Source organism: Noviherbaspirillum autotrophicum (genome assembly GCF_000818395.1).
Taxonomy (GTDB): domain Bacteria; phylum Pseudomonadota; class Gammaproteobacteria; order Burkholderiales; family Burkholderiaceae_D; genus Noviherbaspirillum; species Noviherbaspirillum autotrophicum.
Genome location: NZ_JWJG01000028.1, coordinates 2,986,497 through 3,001,202 on the forward strand (window position 1 = coordinate 2,986,497; position 14,706 = coordinate 3,001,202).

The following is a 14,706-nucleotide window of genomic DNA, read 5'->3' on the forward strand; positions in this document are numbered from 1 at the left end:
ATTCTGGCTACCCGGCGATTTTACGTGGCAAAAAGATAGGCATGTTGACGATTGTTTGACTGGCAATTAAAAAGAATGCCACCCAGCACGAAAATCGGCGCCAAAGTTGTTATGAGGAATTAAGATCGTGGCGCGGCGCTGAACGATATTGCTTGCACACAGTCTTTGTACTGTCTTTGAAACCATTTGCGAGGTGGCTTTGCCGGATTCGATTCGACACCTGTTCCATCGACTGGCGCCTGCGGTCGATTTCTGTTCGCTGCGCCTGGTCGAGGAGCGAAGCGAGCACCTGACGGTGCGGCAGGACGTGCTGCAGCCGCCAACGACCGGCGTCGACAGCGGCGCGATGATCACCGTGATGCATCGCGGCGGTTACGGCTATGCGGCCACCTGCGACCTGAGCGAGGCCGGGCTGAAAGAGGCGATTCGCCGCGCCCGGCACTGGGCGCAGGTAAGTGCCGGACGATCGGTGGTCGACTATGCGGCCATCGCGCTGCCGCGCCCGGCGGGAAGCTACGCCGGCCCGGCGGCATGCGAGCCAGCGGCCGCCTCGCGCAAGGACCTGATCGCGCTGCTGATGCGCGAGTCGCGCGCCTGCCGCATCGACGCGCGCATCGTCGACTGGCAGGCGTCGCTGTGGACCGTCGACGCGTCCCAGCGCTACCTGACGGCGGACGGCGCCGATATTTTCCAGCAGTTCCGGTATGCGATTCCGAGCCTGGTGGCGACCGCCAGCGAGGGCGCCGAAACCCAGACCCGCAGCCTGGGCGGGCAGTACAACGGCTATTGCCGCCAGGGCGGGCTGGACGTGCTGGAACACGCCGCGTTCGACGGCGCCGGGCGGCGCGTGGCGCGCGAGGCGCTGGCGCTGCTGGCGGCACCGAACTGCCCAAGCGGGCGCATGGACCTGCTCTTGATGCCGGAGCAGATGATGTTGCAGATCCACGAGTCGATCGGCCATCCGCTCGAACTCGACCGCATTCTCGGCGACGAACGCAATTTCGCCGGCACCAGTTTCGTCACGCTCGACATGTTCGGCCATTACCGCTATGGCTCCGGGCTGTTGAACGTGACCTGCGATCCGACGCGCCCGGAGCAGTTCGCCAGCTACCGCTGGGACGACGACGGCTGCGCGGCCGAGCGTACCTATCTTATTCGCGACGGCGTGCTGGAACGTCCGCTGGGCGGCGCGGTATCGCAGGCGCGCGCCGGATTGGCGGGCGTGGCGACTGCACGCGCCTGCGGCTGGAACCGCGCCCCGATCGACCGCATGGCCAACCTCAACATCGAGCCGGGCGGGTCCAGCCTCGATGACATGATCAGGTCGGTCGAGCGCGGCGTGCTGATGGATACCAACGTGTCGTGGTCGATCGACGACTCGCGCAACAAGTTCCAGTTCGGCTGCGAAGTCGGCCGCGTGATCGAAGACGGCGAGCTGAAGGGACTGGTGAAGAATCCCAATTACCGCGGCATTTCCGCCACCTTCTGGCGCTCGCTGAAGGCAGTCGGGGATGAGTCGACCCACAGCGTGATGGGCACGCCCTTTTGCGGCAAGGGCGAGCCGTCGCAGGTCATCCGCGTCGGCCATGCGTCGCCGGCCTGCCTGTTCGGCGATGTCGACGTGTTCGGAGGCGAATGATGCAGGACTATTTCCATCTCCTGGCCGCCTTCCTCGACGGCGCCATGCGCGGCACCGAGCAGTACACTTGCTGGCTGGCGGCGGAAGCGTCGGACTTCGTGCGCTTCAACCGCAGCGCGATCCGGCAGGCGGGCCATGTCGCGCAGCGCTACCTGACATTGCGGCTGATCGACGGCTTGCGCCACGCGAGCTGCACGCTCGCCGTGGCCGGCGATCTCGGGCTCGACCGCGCTCTGGTCGCAGGCGCGGTGGCGGACCTGCGCGCGCTGCTGGCCGACCTGCCGGAAGACCCGCACCTGCTGGTGGCCACCGAGGTGCAGTCCACCGAACGCATCGTCACGTCGCGTCTGCCGGATACGGCCGCGATGGTCGATGAAGTGCTGTCCTGCGCGCGCGGCCACGACCTGGTCGGCATTCTGGCCGCCGGGCCGATCTGGCGCGGATTCGCCAATTCATGCGGGCAGCGCAACTGGCACGAGAGCGCGAGTTTTCATCTCGACTGGAGCCTGTACCACCAGGGCGACAAGGCAGCGAAGGCAAGCTACGCGGGATTCGACTGGGACAGCGCCGCATTCCGCGCACGATTCGACAGCGCGGCAGCCCAGCTTGCCATGCTGCGGCAGGCGCCGGTCGGCATTTCGCCGGGCCCTTACCGTGCCTATCTGGCGCCGGCGGCGTTGAATGACATCCTCGGCATGCTGAACTGGGGCTGCGTGTCCGAAAAGGCGCTGCGCACCAGGCAAAGCCCGTTGCGCCGCATGCGCGACGAGGGGCTGCGGCTCAACCGGGCGGTGACGCTGGCGGAGAACACGGCAGGAGGGCTGGCGCCCGGGTTTCAGGCCGACGGTTTCCTCAAGCCGGAGCGGGTGCAATTGTTCGAGCAGGGGCGGCTGGCGGGCAGCATGGTTTCTCCGCGCACCGCGAAGGAATACGGCATTGCCGCCAATGGCGCCGACTCCGGCGAAGCAATGGCTTCGCTCGACCTGGCCGGCGGCGAGCTGCCGGTATCGCAGGTGCTCGCGCAGCTCGACACCGGTGTTTTCATCAGCAACCTGTGGTACCTGAATTTTTCCGATCGCACCAACTGCCGGCTGACCGGCATGACGCGCTTTGCGACGTTCTGGGTCGAGAACGGGGAAATCAAGGCGCCGATGAATGTGATGCGGTTCGACGATTCGCTGTTCAGGATGCTCGGCGAAAACCTGCTCGGCTTGACGCGCGAGCGGGAACTGCTGATCGATAGCGACAGCTACGGGGCGCGCAGCACGGGCAGCGCCTTGCTGCCGGGGGCGCTGATCAAGGACTTCGCGTTCGTGCTGTGACGTTCTCCCTCCCCCGTCCGCGGGAGAGGGAGCGCTTCAGATCACGCCTTTTTCCCGTAATGCCGCAATCTCCGCCTCGCTCTTGCCCAGCAAGCCGCCCAGCACTTCCTGCGTATGCTGTCCCAGCAGGGGCGGCGGGGCGTCGTACCGGGGCGGCGTTGCCGACATCTTGATCGGACTGCCCACCAGCTTGACCATGCCGCCGGTCGGGTGCGGCAGATCGACGCGCATGCCGCGTGCCTGAACCTGCGGATTGTCGAACACTTCGTCGAGATTGTTGATCGGGCCGCAAGGCACACCGGCCGCTTCCAGCAGGTCGATCCATTCCTGCTTGGACTTGGTCAGAACCATGTCCGCCAGCAGCGGCACCAGCGTATCGCGATGGCGCACCCGCATCGGGTTGGTCGCGAAGCGCTCGTCGACCGCCAGCCACGGCTGGCCGCCGGCTTCGACGAACTTCTTGTACTGGCCGTCGTTGCCCACCGCGACGATGATGTGGCCGTCGGCGGTCGCGAAGGTCTGGTACGGCACGATGTTCGGATGCGCGTTGCCCCAGCGCGTGGGCGGATTGCCGCTGGCGAGGTAATTGGTGTTCATGTTGGCCAGCATCGCCACCTGCACGTCGAGCAGCGCCATGTCGATGTACTGGCCAGCGCCTGTGCGGTCGCGGTGCGCGAGCGCGGCCATCACCGCGATCGTCGCGTACATGCCGGTCATCAGGTCGGAGATCGCCACGCCGGCCTTCTGCGGTCCGCCGCCCGGCAGGTCGTCGCGCTCGCCAGTGACCGACATGAAGCCGCCCATGCCCTGCACGATGAAGTCGTAGCCGGCGCGCTGCGCATACGGACCGTTCTGGCCGAAGCCAGTGATCGAACAGTAGATCAGGTCCGGCTTTTCACGCTGCAGGGACTCGTAGTCGAGCCCGTACTTCTTCAACTGGCCGACCTTGTAGTTTTCCAGCACCACGTCCGACTGGCGCGCAAGGGCCCGCACGATTTCCTGGCCTGCGGGCGTGGCGATGTCGAGCGTGACGGATTTCTTGCCGCGGTTGGCCGCGAGGTAGTAGGCCGCTTCGGTGGTGTCGCGCCCCTCGCCGTCCTTCAGGTAGGGCGGGCCCCAGTGCCGGGTGTCGTCGCCGGCGCCGGGGCGCTCGATTTTGATCACGTCGGCGCCCAAGTCCGCCAGGTTCTGCGCGCACCAGGGGCCCGCGAGCACGCGGGTCAGGTCGAGTACGCGGATATGTCCTAATGCTTTTTTCAGTGGCGAATCAGCCATGTTTCGAACTGGTCTGCGGTGAGTGGTTGGGTAAAGTAAAAGCCCTGGGCGATATGGCAGCCGCGCGCGCGCAGGTATTCCATCTGCTGCGGCGTCTCTACGCCCTCGGCAACCACATCCAGGCCTAGCGGCTGCGCCATCATGATGATGGCATCGGTGATGGCGCGGCCGTCCCCTTCGTCGGGCAGGCTGTGGATGAGGCTGCGGTCGATTTTAACCTTACGCACCGGATAGCGCCGCAGGTAGCCCAGATTCGAGTAACCCGTGCCGAAATCGTCGATGCTCAGCGCCACCTGCATCTCCACCATGCGGTCCAGCAGCGACGTGTCCATGGCTTCGTGCTGCATCACGGTGTTTTCCTGCACTTCCCACTCCAGCTGCGCCGGCGTCACGCCGGTGCGGTCCAGCGCCTCCTCCAGCACCGACGCCAGGTTGTTGTCGGCCAGCTGGCCGGCTGCCAGGTTGATCGCGATATTGAAGCGTTCCAGCCCCTTGTCGTGCCACGCGGCCAGCTGGTCGCAGGCGTCGTTCATCACCCATTTGCTGATAGTCTGGATCAGCCCGGAGCGCTCCGCCAGCGGCAGGAAGGCCGCCGGCAGCAGCAGGCCCTGGCGCGGATGATGCCAGCGCAGCAGCGCTTCGACGCAGCGCACCTTGCCGGTACGCAGATCGATCTGCGGCTGATAGTAGTGCTGCAGTTCGCGCTCCCGGATCGCGCGGCGCAGCTCGCCTTCCAGCACCGATTGCTTGGACACGCGGCCGCTCTGGCGCGGCGAAAACATCTGGTAGCGGTTGCGCCCGCCGGATTTGGCGTGGTACAGCGCGATATCGGCCTTTTTCATCAGCGTGTCGATGTCGCCGCCGTCGAATGGGTACAGCGCGATGCCGACGCTGACCGACACCTGCAGCTCATGGCCGCGCAGCGAGAACGGCGCGTTCATCGCGTCGACGACCTGCTGCGCGATGTCTTCGGCTATGCGCATGTCGTTCAGGTTCTGTGCCAGCAGCATGAATTCGTCGCCGCCCAGGCGCGCCAGCACGTCGTCCTTGCGTACGATGTTTTTCAGGCGCAGCGCCACCGCCTTGAGCAGCTCGTCGCCGATGGCATGGCCGAGCGCGTCGTTGACGTGCTTCAGTCCGTCCAAGTCGATGAAGAATGCCGCCAGCGAGGTCGAATTGGCCGCCATGCGCGGAAAGATGTCGGCTGCGCGCTCGAACAGGAATTGCCGGTTCGGCAGTCCGGTCAGGCTGTCCTGGTGCGCATGCCGGTGTGGCTGCGTTTTTTCCCGTGCGCGCGCGGCTTCTTCGAAGACCAGCGCAATCAGCCCGGCGCATTGAATGGCGAACTCGGCCTCGTCCTTGCGCCAGGCGCGCGGCGTTTGCAGCTGGGAGAGCATCAGCAGTCCCGCGCCTTCCCCGGCGCCACGTACCGGCACGATCATCACGGCCTTGACCGATGCGGTGTGAAAGTATTCGCATGCGAGTGCGGTGCGCGGGTCCTGGTCGACGTCGGTCACCACCAGGGCTTGCCCGTCGTTCAGGACTTGCCGCAGTAGCGGATGCAAGGCGTCAGTGCCCTGTGCATTCATCGCGCCGGCCGCTTCTGTTGCCTCGGACGCCTCGGTTACCAGGTTCTGGCGCACTTCATCGTATGCCATCACGCAGTGCGAGGCGGACGGCTCGGGGCCGGTTTCCCAGTAGCCGCAGCGGTGCGCACCAAGCGCCTTGGCTGCCGCCTTCAGGATCACTTTCAGCGCCGAATCCGCCTGCGGATGCGGCTGTTGCGCCAGGCGCAGCAGGCGATTGAGGTAGTGCAGCTGCCGCTTCCTGTCGGCCGCCGCGCCTTGCAGCTCCTGCGCCTGCTCGGTGACGTCGTGCAGGGCGACGAGCACGGCGCCGGCGTCACCGCGCCCTAGCGCGCGCGCGTGGCCAGTGTACTGCCGCCAACGGCCATCCTGGCCGCGCAGGCGCAATGCCAGCGTCGCTTCGACGCTGCCGGCAAGTGCGCCGAATGTCTGCTCCAGCCGGGAACGGTCCTCCGGGTGCGCCAGATCCAGCAGGCGCGATTGATCAAGGCCATTGTCCGGGCCGCCGTGCAGGCGGGAAAACGCAGGGCTGGCATAGCGGATGGTCGAATCGCCAGCGCAGATCAGCACCGGGTCGGGAAGCAGATCGATGATCTCCTGCGCCTGGAACATGTGGCTGGAGCCGCCGCCCATGTGCGCTGCGGGGTGCAGTATCCATGCCGTGCCGGCGGCGTCCGACATGTTGTCGAACTGGCTGGCGGTGACGTCAAATTCGATCGGGTGGCCATCCCTGCCGGTCAGGCAAACGGTCTGGCCGGATGTGGCTGGGTGGGTGGGATTCCGATTTGCAATGGAAATATCGGGGCCGGCGCCGGCCAGGATGGCCGCGACCGGCCGGCCAACCAGTTGCGCCGCATCGACGCCGAGCAGCTCTGCCAGCACGTTATTAACACGAGTAATGATTCCATTCCGCATGAATAGCAGACCGGTGTGCGCGTCGTCGCAGACGGCGGCAATCGCGTGCCATTCGGCCGGAAACAGAAAGTGGGACGTGTCGGAGGGCGCTTGCTGGGTGCGGTCAGTTGGCATGTCCGGGCGGGCGCGAACCACTTCCGCCGCAGCGGCGCAAATCGTTCGCATCAAGAGAAAGATTGGGATTAGACTACGTGCCGTTGCAGATCATTCCGAGATATTGATCAAGCCATGTGGTTTTATCCTAGGATCATTGCGCATCGCGGCGGCGGCACGCTCGCACCGGAAAACACGCTGGCGGCCATGCGTTGCGGGCTGGCGCACGGCTTTCATGCCGTCGAATTCGACGTCATGCTGTCGGGCGACGGCGTGCCGGTGCTGATGCATGATCCGGATTTCGGCCGCACGGTGCGCGGCCGCGGCCGTGTGTGCGACACCCCGGCCGCCGAGCTGGCGGCGCTGGATGCCGGCTCCTGGTTTGGCCCGCAATTCGCCGGGGAGCCGGTGCCGACCTTCGAGCAGGTTGTTGCATTCTGCAAGGCAAACAACATCTGGATGAACGTCGAAATCAAGCCTGCGCCCGGCGTTGAAACCCACACCGGCCACGTGGTGGCAGCGCTGACACAGCGCCTGTTTGCGGCGGAAATCGCCGCTCATGTGCCCGGCAGAAATGATTCGGTGCTGCCACTTTTCTCATCATTCTCGTTCGACGCGCTGCAAGCGGCAAAGGAAGCCGCCCCCGGCATCCCGCGCGGCTTCCTGCTCGACACCGTTCCGCCCGATTGGCAAGAGCGTCTGCGTGCGCTGGAGGCGGTGGCGCTGCACACCAACCACCGGCACCTCACCGAACGGCTGGCGTGCGCGATCAAGGCGCAGGACGTCGGCTTGCTCTGCTACACCGTCAATACGCCGCAACGCGCCCATGAAATCCTTTCCTGGGGCGTCGATGCCTTTTGCACCGACCGCATCGACCTGATCGGCCCGGACTTTGCGTAATCCGTCGTTACGCCCGGTTACACTGCTTACAACTTTGCAGTCGGCGCAGGCGCCGCTTTTGCGTTGAAGGCGACATGGGCAACTGCTCATGCCGACCCAACGAAAGGAAACGACAATGAAGACTGCACGCATGATCCCCGTTCTTTTGGCCGCCTTCCTGGCCGTCCCCGTGTTTGCGCAAAGCGCGGGCGCCGAAGCGCAGCGCGACGTCCGCCAGCAGCAGCGCATCGAAAACGGCCTGCAATCCGGTCAGCTCACGACGCGCGAGGCCGCGCGGCTGGAGCGCGAAGAAGCGCAGATCGACCGCGCCCAGGCACATGCCCTGAAGGACGGCAGATTGAGTAATGCCGAAAAGAGCCGCATTGAGCGCATGCAGGACCGCGCCAGCCGCGACATCCGCGCCGAAAAGCACGATGCGCAGACCGGCAATCCCGGTTCCGCCTCCAGCCGCCGCATGCAGGCCGATGTGCAGCGCAATGTCAACCAGGAACAGCGCATCGCGAACGGCCTCAAGGACGGTTCGCTGACCAAGCGCGAAGCGGCCAGGATGGAACGCGGGCAAGCCGGCGTCGCCCGGCAAGAGTTCCGCGATGGCCGTGACGGACACGTTGGCAGATTCGAGCAACGACAGGTGCAACGCAGTGAAAACCGCCAGTCGCAACGCATCCGCCACGAGCGGCACGACCTGCAGCACCGCGGTTGATCAAGTACCAATTCACTGAGGCTCGACACCGCGAAGCCCGCCGGAATTTAACCGGCGGGCTTTTTATTTTGACACTCCGGGCCATGCCTCGACGGGCGAGGGTTATCACGTATAATCAACGGTTTGCAACGCATTCCACCTTTCGCCTAGAACATGAAATCGTCTGAGATCCGCGACAAATTCCTGAAGTTTTTTGAGTCCAAGGGCCACGCCATCGTTCCGTCCAGTCCGGTGGTGCCGGGCGACGACCCGACCCTGCTGTTTACCAACGCCGGGATGAATCAGTTCAAGGACGTGTTCCTGGGCTTCGACAAGCGGCCCTACACGCGCGCGACGACGGCGCAGAAATGCATCCGCGCCGGCGGCAAGCACAACGACCTGGAAAACGTCGGCTACACCGCGCGCCACCACACCTTCTTCGAAATGCTGGGCAACTTCAGCTTTGGCGACTACTTCAAGCACGACGCCATCCAGTACGCCTGGGAGCTGCTGACCGAAGTGTTCAAGCTGCCCAAGGATAAGCTGTGGGTCACCGTCTACGCGGAAGACGACGAAGCCTACGACATCTGGCACAAGACGGTCGGCGTGCCCGCCGAGCGCATCGTGCGCATCGGCGACAACAAGGGTGCGCGCTATGCATCCGACAACTTCTGGATGATGGGCGACACCGGACCGTGCGGCCCCTGCACCGAAATCTTCTACGACCACGGCCCCGAGATCGCCGGCGGCCCGCCCGGATCGCCCGACGAAGACGGCGACCGCTACATTGAGATCTGGAACAACGTGTTCATGCAGTTCAACCGCGACGAGGCAGGCGTGATGCACAAGCTGCCCAAACCCTCGGTCGACACCGGCATGGGCCTGGAGCGGATCACGGCGGTGCTGCAGCACGTGCACAGCAACTACGAGATCGATACCTTCGTGAATCTGCTGGCTGCCGCGAAAAAGGCGGTTGATGCGGCCGGCGCCGGCGATTGCGACCAGGCGTCGCCGTCGCTGAAAGTGATCGCCGACCACATCCGCGCCTGCACCTTCACGGTGGTCGACGGCGTCATCCCGAGCAATGCCGGCCGCGGCTATGTGCTGCGCCGTATCGCTCGCCGCGCCATCCGCCACGGCTACAAGCTCGGCGCGCGCAAGCCGTTCTTCCACGCGCTGGTGCCGGCGCTGGTGGCCGAGATGGGCGACGCCTATCCGGAATTGCGCCAGAACGAAAAGCGCGCGACCGAAGTGTTGAAGCAGGAAGAGGATGCGTTCTTCCGCACCATCGCCAACGGCATGGAAATCCTGGAAAAGGCGCTGGCAACGGGCACCAAGCAGATCGACGGCGACACCGCGTTCAAGCTCCACGACACCTACGGCTTCCCGGTCGACCTGACCGCCGACGTCTGCCGCGAGCGCGGCGTGACGGTGGACGAGGCGCGCTTCAATGTGCTGCTCGACGAGCAGCGCCAGCGCGCACGCGAAGCCGGCAAGTTCAAGATGGCGCAGGGCCTCGAATACAGTGGCAGCCCGACCACCTTCCATGGCTACGAGAAGCTGATCCACGAAACGGCGCAAGTGACCGCGATCTACGTCGACGGTACCCAGGTTACGGAAGCGAAGTCCGGCGACGATGCAGTCATCGTGCTCGATCACACCCCGTTCTACGCGGAGTCTGGCGGCCAGGTCGGCGACACCGGCGAGCTGCGCAACGCCGTTGCGCGCTTCCTCGTGGAAGACACGATCAAGATCCAGGCCGACGTGTTCGGCCACCACGGCAGCATCGCCGAAGGCGTGATCAAGGTGGGCGATACGATCGTCGCCCGCGTCGATGCCGAAAAACGCGCGAAGACCATGCGTAACCATAGCGCGACGCACCTGCTGCACAAGGCGCTGCGCGAAGTGCTCGGCGCACACGTGCAGCAGAAGGGCTCGCTGGTCAACGCCGAGCGTACCCGCTTCGACTTCGCGCACAACGGTCCAATGACTTTGGAGCAGATCCGCAAGGTGGAAGCGATCGTCAACGCCGAAATCCTCGCCAATGAAGCGACCCAGGCGAAGGTGATGCCGATCGAGGATGCGCAAAAAACGGGCGCGATGATGCTGTTCGGTGAAAAATACGGCGACGAAGTGCGCGTGCTGTCGATCGGTTCGAGCCGCGAATTGTGCGGCGGCACCCACGTGCAGCGCACCGGCGACATCGGCCTGTTCAAGGTCGTTTCGGAAAGTGGTGTGGCCGCCGGCGTGCGCCGTATCGAGGCAATCACCGGCGACAACGCACTGGCCTATCTGCAATCGCTGGAATCGACCGTGAACCAGATGGCCGGCACCCTCAAGGCGACGCCGTCCGAGCTTCCCTCCCGGATTGGCAGCGTGCTTGACCAGGTGAAGTCGCTGGAGAAGGAACTCGCCGCGGCCAAGGGCAAGCTCGCTTCCGCCCAGGGTGACGAACTGTTCGCCAAGGCTGTCGATGTCAACGGCATCAAGGTGCTGGCCGCAACGCTGAACGGCGCCGACGTGCCGGCATTGCGCGAGACGATGGACAAGCTGAAAGACAAGCTGAAGACCGCTGCCATCGTGCTGGCCACTGTCAACGACGGCAAGGTAAGCCTGATCGCCGGCGTGACGTCGGACGCGATCACCAAGGTGAAGGCGGGTGAACTGGTCAACTTCGTCGCGCAGCAAGTCGGCGGCAAGGGTGGCGGGCGTCCCGACATGGCCCAGGCCGGCGGCACTGACCCGGCGGGCTTGCCGAAGGCGCTCGACGGTGTCACCGACTGGGTGCGCCAGCGCGCATGATGCGCTTTTGTCCCATGTGCGCTGCGCCGCTCATCGAGCGCGCGGATGAAGGTGAGGGCGGCAAGCTCCGCCTCGCCTGCCCGGACGGGCACTGGACGCACTGGGACAACCCGCTGCCGGTCTTGGCTGCGCTGGTCGAGATCGATGGGCGGATTCTGCTGGCGCGCAATGCCGCGTGGCCGGAAAAGATGTTTGCTCTTGTCACCGGTTTCATGGAGCGTGGCGAAACGCCCGAACAGGGCGTGGCACGCGAACTCAAGGAAGAAACCGATCTCGACGCCAGCGAGATCAAGCTGATCGGCGTCTACGAATTCATCCGCAAGAATGAAGTCATCATTGCCTACCATGTCAAGGCAAGCGGCGAAATCCGGCTGTCGCCGGAACTCGTCGAGTATCGGCTGGTCGCCCCGGAAAAGCTGCGGCCCTGGCATGCCGGGACCGGATATGCGGTAGCCGATTGGATGCGCGCCCGCGGCTTGCCGGTCGAATTCATCGACTTGCCCGCCGCCTGACGGCATGAATACTGGCTATTGCTTGTTGCGTCGCACAAATACTCCCATATTTACGGTAGAATTTCGCGATCTGCAATCCTCTTTTCAGAGCAATGACCATGGAATTTCATAAAGAGCTGGATGCTCGTGGCTTGAACTGCCCGCTGCCGATCTTGAAAGCCAAGAAGGCACTGGCAGAAATGGCCAGCGGTGAAATCTTGCGTGTCATCGCCACCGACCCCGGATCCGTCCGCGATTTCCAGGCTTTCGCGCGCCAGACCGGGAATACGCTGGTCGAGCAAAGCGAACTCGATCAGGAATTCATCTTCTTCATGAAGCGCAAGTAAGAAGGCATGCCGCACGGGCTGTTCACCGCCTTGCGTCTCTCTTCCCGAACCGCCATTTCTGCGCGGTTTGCCTGTGGATTGTGCCACCAGGCAACTCTCATCGGCGATCTTGGATTTTTCATGCGTTTTAGTGCATACTCTCTACCAATTAATAGAACGGTCGTGCTAAATTCCGTCAACGCTTCAGGTTCTCTCTTATAATCACGGTTCGGTTTACGTTAACGTCAATTGTTTTTTGCAAAGGCAAACTTATGAAAGTTTTGGTTCCAGTCAAGCGCGTGGTGGACTACAACGTCAAAGTGCGGGTCAAGTCCGACGGCACGGGCGTCGACATTGCCAACGTCAAGATGTCGATGAATCCGTTCGATGAAATCGCGGTGGAAGAAGCGACTCGCCTGAAAGAAGCCGGCAAGGTAACCGAAGTGGTCGCCGTTTCCTGCGGCGTGACCCAATGCCAGGAAACCCTGCGCACTGCGATGGCAATTGGCGCGGACCGCGGCATCCTGGTTGAATCTGATGCCGAACTGCAGCCGCTGGCCGTGGCCAAGCTGCTCAAGGCGCTGGCCGACAAGGAGCAGCCGCAACTGATCATCCTCGGCAAGCAGGCCATTGACGACGACTGCAACCAGACCGGCCAGATGCTGGCAGCCCTCCTGGGCTGGCCGCAGGCGACCTTTGCCTCGAAAGTGACACTGGAAGATGGCAAGGCCACCGTGACCCGCGAAGTGGACGGCGGCCTGGAAACCGTGGCGCTGCAACTGCCGGCCATCGTGACCACCGACCTGCGCCTGAATGAACCGCGTTACGTCACCCTGCCGAACATCATGAAGGCCAAGAAGAAGCCGCTGGAAACCGTCAAGCCGGCCGATTTGGGTGTGGATGTCGCGCCGCGCGTGAAAACCCTGAAGGTTGCCGAGCCGCCGAAGCGCTCTGCCGGCATCAAGGTGCCGGATGTGGCCACGCTGGTTGGCAAGCTCAAGAACGAAGCGAAAGTCATCTAATAATTTCAGATCAGGAAAAAACTATCATGACCGCACTTGTCATTGCTGAACACGACAACGCTTCGCTCAAGGGAAGCACTCTCAACACCGTCACCGCTGCCGCCCAATGTGGTGGCGATGTCCACGTCCTGGTCGCCGGCCACAACTGCGGCGCTGCCGCTGAAGCCGCATCGAAGATCGCTGGCGTATCCAAAGTTCTGGTTGCCGACGCTGCGCACTTTGCCGACGGCCTTGCCGAGAACGTCGCCGAGCAAGTTCTTGCGTTGGCATCGGCCTATTCGCACATCCTGGCGCCGGCCACCGCCTACGGCAAGAATATCGCCCCGCGCGTGGCCGCCAAGCTGGACGTCGGCCAGATCTCCGAAATCACCAAGGTCGAATCGCCCGATACCTTCGAGCGCCCGATCTACGCCGGTAACGCGATTGCGACCGTGCAATCGACCGACAACGTGAAGGTCATCACCGTCCGGGGTACCGGCTTTGACGCTGCCGCCGCCGGCGGCTCGGCTGCCATCGAAAACGTGGCTGCTGCAGGCGACTTCGGTAAGTCCGCTTTCGTGTCGCGCGAACTGGCCAAGTCCGACCGTCCAGAACTGACTGCCGCCAAGATCGTGGTGTCCGGCGGTCGCGGCATGGGTTCGGGCGAAGCCTTCAAGATCCTCGAGCCGCTGGCCGACAAGCTGGGCGCAGCCATGGGTGCGTCGCGTGCGGCAGTCGATGCCGGCTTCGTGCCGAACGACTGGCAGGTTGGTCAGACTGGCAAGATCGTGGCTCCCCAGCTGTACATCGCCGTGGGTATTTCGGGCGCGATTCAGCATTTGGCCGGCATGAAGGATTCCAAGACCATCGTGGCGATCAACAAGGATCCGGAAGCGCCGATCTTCTCCGTGGCCGACTACGGCATCGTCGGCGATCTGTTCGAAATCGTGCCGCAACTTGTTGCAGAGCTCGGTTAAGAAGCAAAGAATCAGCGGGCGGCAAGCGGCCCGCGTACAAGAATAATTATTTGAAAATACCGGGCAGGCTTGCCGGGTTTGTCGCGGACACGACAGGATTTTTCCGGTCGCTCCGCAATAATTCCCGCAGTCCTGCCTATTTTTTTTGGAGCCCCCATGAGCTATGTCGCCCCGTTGAAGGACATGCTGTTCGTAATCAACGAACTTGCAGGTCTGTCTGAAGTGAATGCATTGCCCGGCTGCGAAGACGCCAGCCCGGAAACTGTCGAAGCTGTCCTGGAAGAGAATGCAAAGTTCTGCGGCGAAGTCGTTGCGGAACTGAATGTTGCGGGCGACAAGGAGCCGAGCTACTGGCACGATGGACAGGTCACCACCACCAAGGGCTTCAAGGAAGCGTTCAAGGCGTTCGGCGAAGCGGGCTGGCAAGGCGTGCAGCATCCGGTCGAATTCGGCGGCCAGGGCTTGCCGAAGCTGGTGGCGACGCCATGCATCGAAATGCTCAATTCCGCCAACCTGTCATTCGCGCTGTGCCCGCTGTTGACCGACGGCGCCATCGAGGCGCTGATGACCGCGGGTAGCGAAGAACAGAAGCGGATTTATCTCGCTAACCTGATCTCCGGCAAGTGGACCGGCACGATGAACCTGACCGAGCCGCAGGCGGGCTCCGACCTGGCGCTGGTACGTTCGCGCGCAGTGC

Annotated in this window: 12 protein-coding genes; 10 read left to right on the top strand and 2 right to left on the bottom strand. The window is 63.6% G+C overall.

What is annotated here, in order from left to right; all coding sequences use genetic code 11:
* Nucleotides 1–199 precede the first annotated feature (199 nt).
* On the top strand, nt 200–1,639 hold the full coding sequence (locus TSA66_RS15035; protein WP_052452351.1) for a TldD/PmbA family protein: 1,440 nt from the start codon (nt 200–202) through the stop codon (nt 1,637–1,639).
* Nucleotides 1,636–2,961: a TldD/PmbA family protein gene (locus TSA66_RS15040; protein WP_040040571.1), complete on the top strand. Its 1,326-nt coding sequence runs from the start codon at nt 1,636–1,638 to the stop codon at nt 2,959–2,961. The genes TSA66_RS15035 and TSA66_RS15040 overlap by 4 nt, the downstream gene beginning before the upstream one ends.
* 36 nt (nt 2,962–2,997) lie before the next feature.
* Here TSA66_RS15040 and TSA66_RS15045 read toward each other — a convergent pair whose 3' ends face one another.
* Complete coding sequence (locus tag TSA66_RS15045) at nt 2,998–4,236, bottom strand: CaiB/BaiF CoA transferase family protein (RefSeq protein ID WP_040040572.1); 1,239 nt, start codon at nt 4,234–4,236, stop codon at nt 2,998–3,000.
* Nucleotides 4,218–6,851: a sensor domain-containing protein gene (locus tag TSA66_RS25655; RefSeq protein ID WP_198358818.1), complete on the bottom strand. Its 2,634-nt coding sequence runs from the start codon at nt 6,849–6,851 to the stop codon at nt 4,218–4,220. The genes TSA66_RS15045 and TSA66_RS25655 overlap by 19 nt, the downstream gene beginning before the upstream one ends.
* Before the next feature lie 114 nt (nt 6,852–6,965).
* Here TSA66_RS25655 and ugpQ point away from each other — a divergent pair, with 114 nt between their 5' ends.
* From ugpQ to TSA66_RS15090, 8 genes are all read left to right on the top strand, one after another.
* Nucleotides 6,966–7,730: a glycerophosphodiester phosphodiesterase gene (gene ugpQ / locus TSA66_RS15055; protein ID WP_040040573.1), complete on the top strand. Its 765-nt coding sequence runs from the start codon at nt 6,966–6,968 to the stop codon at nt 7,728–7,730.
* Between the two features lie 115 nt (nt 7,731–7,845).
* Nucleotides 7,846–8,433 (top strand): hypothetical protein, encoded by a 588-nt coding sequence (locus TSA66_RS15060; protein ID WP_052452354.1) that lies wholly within the window; start codon nt 7,846–7,848, stop codon nt 8,431–8,433.
* Between the two features lie 153 nt (nt 8,434–8,586).
* On the top strand, nt 8,587–11,214 hold the full coding sequence (gene alaS / locus TSA66_RS15065) for an alanine--tRNA ligase (RefSeq protein ID WP_040040574.1): 2,628 nt from the start codon (nt 8,587–8,589) through the stop codon (nt 11,212–11,214).
* Complete coding sequence (locus tag TSA66_RS15070) at nt 11,211–11,726, top strand: NUDIX domain-containing protein (protein WP_052452355.1); 516 nt, start codon at nt 11,211–11,213, stop codon at nt 11,724–11,726. The genes alaS and TSA66_RS15070 overlap by 4 nt, the downstream gene beginning before the upstream one ends.
* A gap of 92 nt (nt 11,727–11,818) precedes the next feature.
* Complete coding sequence (locus tag TSA66_RS15075; RefSeq protein ID WP_040040576.1) at nt 11,819–12,052, top strand: sulfurtransferase TusA family protein; 234 nt, start codon at nt 11,819–11,821, stop codon at nt 12,050–12,052.
* Between the two features lie 251 nt (nt 12,053–12,303).
* The gene (locus TSA66_RS15080; protein WP_040040577.1) at nt 12,304–13,053 is read left to right on the top strand and encodes an electron transfer flavoprotein subunit beta/FixA family protein; all 750 of its coding nucleotides are present in this window, start codon (nt 12,304–12,306) and stop codon (nt 13,051–13,053) included.
* 26 nt (nt 13,054–13,079) lie between these two features.
* On the top strand, nt 13,080–14,009 hold the full coding sequence (locus tag TSA66_RS15085; RefSeq protein ID WP_040040578.1) for an electron transfer flavoprotein subunit alpha/FixB family protein: 930 nt from the start codon (nt 13,080–13,082) through the stop codon (nt 14,007–14,009).
* A gap of 156 nt (nt 14,010–14,165) precedes the next feature.
* Nucleotides 14,166–14,706 (top strand): acyl-CoA dehydrogenase family protein (locus TSA66_RS15090; protein WP_198358820.1); only part of this gene is annotated, 541 nt, incomplete at its 3' end.

Coding starts and splice junctions, on each gene's coding strand:
- TSA66_RS25655 (WP_198358818.1), bottom strand. CDS start 6,851: ATGCCAACTGACCGCACCCAGCAAGCGCCCTCCGACACGTCCCACTTT.
- TSA66_RS15075 (WP_040040576.1), top strand. CDS start 11,819: ATGACCATGGAATTTCATAAAGAGCTGGATGCTCGTGGCTTGAACTGC.
- TSA66_RS15080 (WP_040040577.1), top strand. CDS start 12,304: ATGAAAGTTTTGGTTCCAGTCAAGCGCGTGGTGGACTACAACGTCAAA.
- ugpQ (WP_040040573.1), top strand. CDS start 6,966: ATGTGGTTTTATCCTAGGATCATTGCGCATCGCGGCGGCGGCACGCTC.
- TSA66_RS15040 (WP_040040571.1), top strand. CDS start 1,636: ATGATGCAGGACTATTTCCATCTCCTGGCCGCCTTCCTCGACGGCGCC.
- TSA66_RS15045 (WP_040040572.1), bottom strand. CDS start 4,236: ATGGCTGATTCGCCACTGAAAAAAGCATTAGGACATATCCGCGTACTC.
- alaS (WP_040040574.1), top strand. CDS start 8,587: ATGAAATCGTCTGAGATCCGCGACAAATTCCTGAAGTTTTTTGAGTCC.
- TSA66_RS15085 (WP_040040578.1), top strand. CDS start 13,080: ATGACCGCACTTGTCATTGCTGAACACGACAACGCTTCGCTCAAGGGA.
- TSA66_RS15060 (WP_052452354.1), top strand. CDS start 7,846: ATGAAGACTGCACGCATGATCCCCGTTCTTTTGGCCGCCTTCCTGGCC.
- TSA66_RS15070 (WP_052452355.1), top strand. CDS start 11,211: ATGATGCGCTTTTGTCCCATGTGCGCTGCGCCGCTCATCGAGCGCGCG.